Origin of the sequence: Peribacillus cavernae (assembly GCF_003989135.1) — a bacterium.
Lineage (GTDB): Bacteria > Bacillota > Bacilli > Bacillales > DSM-1321 > Peribacillus > Peribacillus cavernae.
In genome coordinates this window covers 134,757-143,239 of sequence record NZ_RYZZ01000010.1, presented here as the reverse complement: position 1 = coordinate 143,239, position 8,483 = coordinate 134,757, and the positions used below count along the sequence as shown (strand labels likewise).

Genomic DNA, 8,483 nt, shown 5'->3' with positions numbered 1-8,483 from the left:
CCAATGCGGAAAATGATGCGCAAGCCGATGCCAACTCGGACAATGAAGCCAATAACGACGCCAACGCTGAAAACGATGCACAAGCTGATGCTAATGTCGACAACGAAGCCAACAACGACGCTAACGCTGAAAACGATGCTCAGGCTGATGCCAACGCCGACAACGAAGCTAACAACGACGCTAATGCGGAAAACGATGCTCAGGCTGATGCCAACGCAGATGCAAGCGCTGGTGGAAATACCTTTACAAATGGGAACAATACCATCATCAATTATAGCGATAATTCTGGTGCATTAATTGGTATGGTTCTATCTACACTTACCATGATGGAAGTTTTAAGGGGAGACCGGAATTCAAACAATAATGAAGCCTTAATCTCAAACCTCACGAATACACTGAGTGGAATGTTACAAGGAGAAAACAATAATCGTAAAGTTATCCTTGATGCAATTAACTCACTGAAAAAAGAGGACAAATAAAAAGATTTGGAGGAGGCTGTATGCCAAAAACAAGCCGATCTGTCTCCAGCTGTACAATGCCCACGAAAAAAGCTGAAGATAACCTATATGTGAAAATTAAAAACAAAAACGAAAAACTTAGCCGCCAACTCAACATGAATGTATATGATAAAGACTCACCAACAAAAGAATTACTACCTCTTTATATAAATGACGAACTTACGCATATAGATACCCTAGAGCCCGGAGCAGAGAAAGTCTACAGAATAGACGTATCAAATGTAGAGAATAAGGTTGTTTTTCAAATAATTCAAGAGATGGGGCCAGGTGTTTCAGTGGCCACGAGAAAAAACAGCAAAAATCCATCTACCGTAGAATTGCACATTAAATAAAAAATCATAGGATTTCCAAGCTGATGCTAAAAGATCACTTTACGTGCTCTTTTGGATCAGCTTTTTTTCTTTAAAAACAAATTGAATCCTGGCTGGCGGTTCATTCTCATCATTAAAGATAAAAATTTTTTAGCCTTCCGCGAATCTCAACAGACCCGAATCGAAACAGCTAAAAGCAAACAAAAGAAAGGCTTTTCTTGGGTTTTGATTGGTTAAGAACCGGCACGAAGGCAAAACTACTCTATTGCGCTAGACGAATGGCATCCCGTCGATCTGTTTTAACGCGATCACTCGGTTTTTGAGGAATGATTGATGGAGCTTTAATTGAAATCAATTAAGTGGAGACAAAACTGTAAAAGTGGTGACAATATGGTAAATAAATATTTGTAAGCCATTACTGAAACTTGTGAGCGATGCCAATAATATATTGCTATGGTTGAAATGATTGCCCGAAATATGATTTTAACGTGCGACTGCCCGTCGCACAAAAGGCTGCCGATTCTCTCGACAGCCCTAAACGTTTTTTTGTTCCCAAATAAATGGCTTACCCTGGCTATAAAATGAAAATATTTCTTCATCGATTCGTACTGCTTGTTTAATGGAGAAACCGAGCTTATTTAAAATTTTTCTTTCTATATAGTGCATACAGTTACCAAAGCTCAGATAAAAATCATTGCCTTTTAAAAAGAGAATTCGATCCGGTAAAATCGTTTCCCGCGAAATTGGAAGAGTAATATTTTCTCCGGCCGGAAATTGATCCAGTAAAGACTCACTCACAAAAGTTAGTTGATTCGTATGAAACTTATATCCATGAAAAGCCATCTTATTCAGGATGAGCCGTTTTTGATTATTTTGGATATAAAAAATTCCCGGTTTGTTTTTTGCCTTCACAAGGAGCAAATTGGGAAAAAGGGTAACGTTAGAAAAAACGGTATCGTCAATCGCAGCACCCTCTTTATACGTAAAAAGAATCGGATCATGAACGTCGATTGCTTTCCTTATATTTACTTTTACTTTCCGGCAGATCTGTTCATCAACTTTTCTTCGTAGCTGGTTATCAATGAAAAAGTGTTCGGCACGTACACTTTTTACTATGGAACCGTCAGGAATAAGGTCTGGCAGATAGGCATTGAGTGATTGAAAAGAAGATGGCGTTTTAAAACAGATATCTAGAATACAGTCAATTGGGTGAAATGGTTGAAATTCATTTAATCGATCCCAAAAAGCAGCATCGCCGTTATGCCAAAAAGCCGGGTCATCATCCCAGTAGCTCCCAAACTTTTTATACACTTGATTGGCAATTTTTCTGCGGTGTATCACAGAGCAGTGATCGACAAGATTGGCAGCCTTTTGTAAAATCCCCCTTGTATTCCGTGTATATTCTGAGATTACACTAAGATCGCGTTTAACGTTTTTCACCTTTTGTTTTGAGTAAACAATGTCAATATGTGGACTCTGATCTAAAAAGGCAACCATTGCTTCTAACCGATTGGGTAAATAAAAATTATCATCCGTTAAATAAGAGAGGTATTCTCCTCTTGTTAACGGAATGGCTACATTTATTAGTGTAGCGTATCTTGCAGTCTTATAACGGTCCTCATCTTGCACCTGACTGTTCAAATAATAAATCCTCGGGTCTGTTAGGTAGGGCTTAATGACCTCTTCCGTTACTTTATTTGAGGCATCATCCATAATATACAGTTCCCAATTCTCAAAAGATTGGTCCATAACGCTTTGAATGGCGTCTCCAACCGTGCCGGGTTTATTATAACAAGTCAAAATAATCGACACTTTTGGCTTCATCGATTGATCAACTTCTCTCAGACAAAAGAGGTTGAGCCAGCTTAAGCTTACCCAACCTCTTTCTTAACTCAGCTGCTTTAGTTTGATTTTAAATGATTTTCCAATTCGGCTTTGGTTTTAGCGTCAAGGGATTGAATCCTTTTCTCAAAAAGGTCCTGGGCAAACCGGTATAATTCCATATCCAATTTATTATTATCCTCAATAAGAGAGATGACCTCGTCCGGGACATGTCTCTGATCGGGACGCTGTGAGGTAATGTTACGGTTCCTATATTTAGTATTGGTCCAATCGAATTCCTTTTTCATCAGAAACAATGACTCCTCAAACCGTTCAGTGAGTCCGACGAAAGAAAAATTTTCTAACAGGTGTTTTTTGGCTGTTTCTAAATCAGGGTTCCCACCTGTGATTCGCCTCGTTTGAAAATTAGACGTTTTCGTTTGAAACGTATTCAAAAAGGTTTCAAAGTCCAGGTCTTTTGCCCGCTGATATTTCCCATGGTCAGGTCTGTTCAACAGGTAATAATAATACGAAACGATGCGATCAACGGGGTCACGAAGCATGGTAATGTATGTGGACGGTTTCGAGAACATTTCATGAATCCCGTATCTGAAATGGCCGCCAATACAAGATAACCCTTCCGTTTCATTTTGGCTAAGCGCCTGTAGCTTATCTTCGCTGCCAAACCATGTTTTTTCTCTTGTATACTGTTTCTTAATAAAAGTTATCAGTGAGCTTCCTGCCGTTTTTTGGATGTGCAAAAAGATTACCAATTGATCATCATTCATCAAAAACATCTGCCTTTACTGTCTTTTTTTGAAAAAATCCGGTAAATTTACTTTCCATTCATCATATACTTTCGGTTCAATTCGCTCGACATGGTCCAAAAATGTATCGAGTTGATTTAAACGTTTAAATCTGTTTAACAACCTTTTTGGATAAGGCGAGTCCTTGATATAAGAGTTGGTATGGTCAATCAGCTTGATCCCACCTCTCTTGGTAATGAATACGTGGCGTGCAACAGCATCTACTCTTGAGAAATTCAGCCGTTTCATTTCATCGAGCATGGCAAGAATATTCGCTGTTAACGATTCCGTAATTCCCCCTTCCAGCATGATATCTTCCAATGTCTGCCCTTCGATATACTCCATAACAATATAATTATCTCCTACTTCATATAGGGTTGGCATAAGAGGAGAATCCTGGCCGTCTTTCATAACCTGTGCCTCTTTTCTTGCGCCGTTCGGGCTCCAATATATTTTCACACACCGTCTGCGGGAAAGTTTAAATACGGCACCTTGAATCCCTTTCCCAATGAGGGGATAATCTGTTGGATTGTTTACCTCAACATGACCTTCTCCTCTCGTAACCGTAATAGATTTGAAGTCTTTATATCTATCTTTCATTTATTTTTCCTCCTTATAAATGCTTTTGTTTATGCCACACGATATCCTATGAAAATAGGAATAAGCGGGAAGTGTTAAAGCCTAATTTATCAAAAAAGAAAAAATGAGACTAGAAAACTGGGTGTTATACTCCGTTAGCGAAAAAAGGCTGTAAATGTTCCGGTTCGGAATTCACAGCCTATGCTTTTCATTCATTCCTTTTCATGTAATTTTCTAATTCTTGTTTCGACTCGGAATCTAATTGTTCGACTTTCTCCTGCAATAACTTCCTGGCGAACTCATATAGTTCCAAATCTAATTCATTTCTAATCTTAAGTTCGGCCTTCACATTTTCCGGTATTTCATCGATTAAAGGACGCTTTTTTGTCACATTTACTTTTTGATAATGGATGTCTTCCCAGCCGAATGATTTTTTCATAAGAAACAGCGATTCATCGAACATCTCGGAAAGGCCAACCACTGTGAAGTCATTTTTGATATTTTCGATTGCCGTTTCCAAATTGGGGGAATGGATATTTCCGGATAACCTTCGGGTATGCTGGTTGGATGATTTTAGTTGAAATTGACGGACGAAACCGAGTAAATCCATGGAGGTAACTTTCGGGTAGGCCTTATGATGAGGCCTTTCCAGGATATAGTAATATTCCGATATCACCCGGTCGATTGGATTCCGGAGCATGGTAAAATACGTATAAGGCCTGTCGAAATGCTGATGAAGTCCATACCAGCAATGGCCGCCAACGACTTTTAACTCACTTTTTTTCATTTTTTGTTCCAATTTTGGCAGCATATCTTTTTCCATATGAAACCAGACATCCCCTGGAGCATATTGTTTCTTAATAATATTTTTCATGGTTGATCCGCCGGTTTTTGGGATGTGCATATAGAGTAACAATTTGTTATCGCTGTTCATTTTCTGATCACTATCCTTATATCGATCGATTATTTATAAATGTTCGGAATTCCCGCTTCGATGCGGAATCGAGGGCCTTCATATTGTCCAATAGAAGCTGTTTCGCATATTCATACAAGCGATAATCCAGGTCATTTTTTTCCCTGATAAGTTCAATCACTTCTTTAGGCATATCATTTTGTTTGGGCCGGTTATTTGTTACATTAGAGCTGGAATAATCAATTTCATTCCAGTCTAAATACTTTTTCATTAAAAAGATCGATTCATCAAACATTTCCGTTAAACCGACAACGGTGTAATGTTCATGCATATTTTCTTTCGCCTTTTCAAGATCAGGAATTTTTTCCCCTGATAAAAATCTTGTTTGGTGATTGACTAATGGAGAACGGCCATCGCGGGTTTCATCGAAAATGAAATCGGGAAAACTCATATTTTTTACTTTCTCATGCATGCGGTTTTTCGGGCTCCTTAAAGCAAAATAATAGGTTGAGATAATCCGTTCCACCGGATCACGCAACATCGTAATATAGGAAAAAGATTGGTCAAAATGGCGGTGAACGCCAAATCTGCAATGGCCATATAACACTTCCGTCTGGTTTAATTGTTCGGCTGACAGCATATCTAATTGTGGAAATCTGATAATTCTTGTCTTATCATATTGATTATCGATGATACGCCGAATCGTCGTACCTGCCGTTTTAGGAATGTGGCTGAATATTAATAACTCGCCTGAATTGCTGTAGTTTCCTTTCATTCTTTTCATCTTCCCCTTTTTAAATTGTCAACAACGCCGTATAGAATCGACATGACGGGCTAATGGGATTCCATCAAACGGTAATAGGAAACTCTCCATTAAGTTTTATCGCTGTCTTTTCATCCGGTAGATATGCGTAGGCATAAAGAATGTGCGTGCCCTTTGGCAAAAGGGATGTATCGCAAATTGTCCACCATCCCGATTGTAAAAAACTGTCATCATTAAACTTGGCAGCGATATCTTTTCTTTCCCGGTTTATTTTTGTATGGGCCACTACCGACTGTTCGTGATTGGCTACAAAGATTTCCATGGAAGATACATCTTTTGAACGATTGATTGCCCAGCCAAACAACTCCAGTTTGTTTCCATTTTGCTTGGCATTGATCCGGCCGGTTATTCTCTCGTCAAAGTCCGCCACTTTTTCTGCCAAGCTACTTAATTCAATTAAATATTTCAGTTTATACTCCATTTCGAAATTCCCGCTGCTTAATTCAAGATTATGATTATAAAACGGGTCATTGTCTATTTGTTGTTGCCACCGTGTTTTTAGAATCGCAGCTTCTGTTTGGCTGACTAAACGTTTATCTGAATCACTGCTTTGCCCACGGCTTTTGGACTCATGATGAACCAGGATGACTTGCGGAAGAAGTACATTGAAATGTCCCTTTTCCAGTAACTTCAAACAAAAATCCACGTCATTGAATTCAATTGCTAACTTTTCATCCATCCCGCCGACTTGTTCAAAAAGGGACTTTCGCACCATTAAGCATGCACCTGTAACAGCAGCAAAATTGGCAACCCCTAACAGCCTTCCAAAATAACCGGGAAAATCATGATCCTCACCCTTATAACAATGATCACTCACGCCGTGTATGCCAAGGATCACACCAGCATGCTGGATCGTGCTGTCCGGATAAACCAACTTCGCACCAACAGCACCTATCTGCGGCCTCATTGCCTGGCCTGCCATCTCATGCAGCCAGTATGGAGACAAAAGTTCAATGTCATTGTTTAAAAATAGAAGCAACTCTCCGTTTGCATGCTTTACCGCTTGATTATTTATCGTCGACCAATTATACGGAATATCCATTTTTTCAATCTTAATCCTGTCACGCTCGGCTGCTTTCCATTTTTCAAAAAGGGCGAACGTCTCCGGTTCTGCGCTCCCGTTATCGGCGACAATAATTTCAAAATTGGAGTAGGCTGTTTTTTCAAAAATAGACTGTAAACAAGTATCAAGTAAATCGGCTTTATCGCGGGTGGGAATAATAATCGAAATCAGTGGATTGCTCTTCGCTTGATAACGGACTAGGAAATGAGTGGAGGATTCCTGCGATTTCGTAACCATACCGGTTTCGTTCCTTCTCTCTAACGCTTCTTCAACCGCCTGCAGGGATAAGGAAGTAATATCCCGTTGCTTACGTTTCTTCGGATAGGAAGAGTCCCGTTTTTGATATAAAATCTTCGGGATATGAAAAATATCGCTTGTACTCTCACTAAGCCTGAGTACAAGGTCTGTTTCTTCGATGCCTTTGTACGCGGAACGGAAGCCATTCAGCTTATGAACTAATGCTGTTCTGTATACGCCGAGATTAAAGCTGTATCTCTGTGCTAAAAACGTATCAGGCGACCAGTCTGGCTTAAAGAATGGAGAGTGCCTATCGTCTCTGCCGGTTATTTGATCCTCATCACTGTAAATGATGTCCGCCTCCGGATGACGGTTTATCATCATCGCATTTTCAAATAATGCATCCTCGCTTAATTCATCCCCGGCATCAAGTATGGCAATGTAATCACCGGCTGCGGTTTGCAACGCGGCATTTTTTGCCTGGGCGATATTTCTTTCCCGGACAGTCAAGATTTTCAGCCGGGCATCACTGGAGTATTCTTTGATTGCTTTTTCAATTTTGCTTGAATTTGACGGGATTACAATGATCCATTCAAATAGCGAGTACAGCTGTTTCATGACGGATTCAATGCATCTTTCAGTAATTGGCATCTTTTCATTTTGGACTACGGTAACAATCGAAAATAAAGGCTGTATCTTAAATGAAGAAATGTTCGTTAGAATTTGTTCTCTTTGTTTGTTCGTTAATGCATTATACTTCAGCCAGAGTTCATAATCCTCAGCCACATGTATTTACCTCCTCGTTACATTCGTCTGTTAAATGTACCTTTGTTATCATATGAAAAAAAACAGATGACCGTTAAACATCAATAGCCTGTTTTTACTATTTGGGGCAGGGCGAGTTACAGAGCCTATTTCCCTCCGGATGGTGCCTTGTACCTGGCATTTTCATAACAAAATCATATTCTATATAAAGGAGATAAAGATTGTGAAAGGAGAAGGTATATTGAATCAAATGGAGGCAAAAAGTCAATGTCCTAAATCGGAGTTACTGAATGAAAAAGACCTCTTTAAAAGAACAAAGCATACGAAAAAAAATCAAAACGACAATCATGGCAAAGATTGCGGTCCGGTCGAGCCTATAAAAATTTGTGATCATCGAATTCGTTTAGTGTTAGCCGGTTTGCACGATCATTTAAATTTTGACTTCCTTACTAATATAGGATGTGAAGTAATGATTAAAGTAGATAGTAAGGGTAAGGAGAAAAAAATTACCGGAAAGATATGCGATGCTGGAATTGATTTCGTGAAAATCATTCATAAGGATGATGAAATCATTACCATTTTACAGGATAGTATCGAGAAGATAATTTGGACCAACAAAAATTGCAGGCCTTGCAAACAACATTAAC

The 8,483-nt window shown here is 39.3% G+C and carries 9 protein-coding genes; 3 read left to right on the top strand and 6 right to left on the bottom strand.

Annotation, left to right across the window (positions count from 1 at the left end):
- Positions 1–479, top strand: a 479-nt coding sequence (locus tag ELQ35_RS22585; protein WP_185861724.1) for a hypothetical protein, incomplete at its 5' end; no start/stop codon positions are given.
- 20 nt (positions 480–499) lie between these two features.
- The gene (locus tag ELQ35_RS10580; protein ID WP_126864807.1) at positions 500–850 is read left to right on the top strand and encodes a hypothetical protein; all 351 of its coding nucleotides are present in this window, start codon (positions 500–502) and stop codon (positions 848–850) included.
- A 513-nt stretch (positions 851–1,363) separates the two neighbouring features.
- On the opposite strand, the gene ELQ35_RS10575 is transcribed toward ELQ35_RS10580, so the two are convergent.
- The 6 genes from ELQ35_RS10575 to ELQ35_RS10550 all read right to left on the bottom strand — a co-directional run bounded on the left by ELQ35_RS10575 (position 1,364) and on the right by ELQ35_RS10550 (position 7,857).
- On the bottom strand, positions 1,364–2,653 hold the full coding sequence (locus ELQ35_RS10575) for a glycosyltransferase family 2 protein (RefSeq protein WP_126864806.1): 1,290 nt from the start codon (positions 2,651–2,653) through the stop codon (positions 1,364–1,366).
- 77 nt (positions 2,654–2,730) lie between these two features.
- Positions 2,731–3,438 carry a sulfotransferase family 2 domain-containing protein gene (locus tag ELQ35_RS10570; RefSeq protein WP_185861723.1) on the bottom strand — a complete coding sequence of 236 codons (708 nt, stop codon included), beginning with the start codon at positions 3,436–3,438 and terminating at the stop codon, positions 2,731–2,733.
- Positions 3,439–3,453: 15 nt separating this feature from the next.
- The gene (locus ELQ35_RS10565; RefSeq protein ID WP_126864804.1) at positions 3,454–4,056 is read right to left on the bottom strand and encodes a kinase; all 603 of its coding nucleotides are present in this window, start codon (positions 4,054–4,056) and stop codon (positions 3,454–3,456) included.
- 187 nt (positions 4,057–4,243) lie between these two features.
- Positions 4,244–4,969, bottom strand: coding sequence for a sulfotransferase family 2 domain-containing protein (locus tag ELQ35_RS10560; protein WP_126864803.1), 726 nt, complete (start codon positions 4,967–4,969; stop codon positions 4,244–4,246).
- Between the two features lie 16 nt (positions 4,970–4,985).
- Positions 4,986–5,723 (bottom strand): sulfotransferase family 2 domain-containing protein, encoded by a 738-nt coding sequence (locus tag ELQ35_RS10555; protein WP_185861722.1) that lies wholly within the window; start codon positions 5,721–5,723, stop codon positions 4,986–4,988.
- A gap of 73 nt (positions 5,724–5,796) precedes the next feature.
- Positions 5,797–7,857 (bottom strand): glycosyltransferase family 2 protein, encoded by a 2,061-nt coding sequence (locus tag ELQ35_RS10550; protein WP_126864801.1) that lies wholly within the window; start codon positions 7,855–7,857, stop codon positions 5,797–5,799.
- A 202-nt stretch (positions 7,858–8,059) separates the two neighbouring features.
- On the opposite strand from ELQ35_RS10550, the gene ELQ35_RS10545 reads away from it, so the two are divergent.
- Entirely contained in the window at positions 8,060–8,482 is a 423-nt protein-coding gene (locus tag ELQ35_RS10545; protein ID WP_126864800.1) for a hypothetical protein, read from the top strand.
- Position 8,483 lies beyond the last annotated feature (1 nt).

What these genes read in the sequence shown, in the direction of transcription:
- ELQ35_RS10570 (WP_185861723.1), bottom strand. Translation starts at nt 3,438, where the DNA reads ATGAATGATGATCAATTGGTAATCTTTTTGCACATCCAAAAAACGGCA.
- ELQ35_RS10555 (WP_185861722.1), bottom strand. Translation starts at nt 5,723, where the DNA reads ATGAAAGGAAACTACAGCAATTCAGGCGAGTTATTAATATTCAGCCAC.
- ELQ35_RS10565 (WP_126864804.1), bottom strand. Translation starts at nt 4,056, where the DNA reads ATGAAAGATAGATATAAAGACTTCAAATCTATTACGGTTACGAGAGGA.
- ELQ35_RS10560 (WP_126864803.1), bottom strand. Translation starts at nt 4,969, where the DNA reads ATGAACAGCGATAACAAATTGTTACTCTATATGCACATCCCAAAAACC.
- ELQ35_RS10575 (WP_126864806.1), bottom strand. Translation starts at nt 2,653, where the DNA reads ATGAAGCCAAAAGTGTCGATTATTTTGACTTGTTATAATAAACCCGGC.
- ELQ35_RS10580 (WP_126864807.1), top strand. Translation starts at nt 500, where the DNA reads ATGCCAAAAACAAGCCGATCTGTCTCCAGCTGTACAATGCCCACGAAA.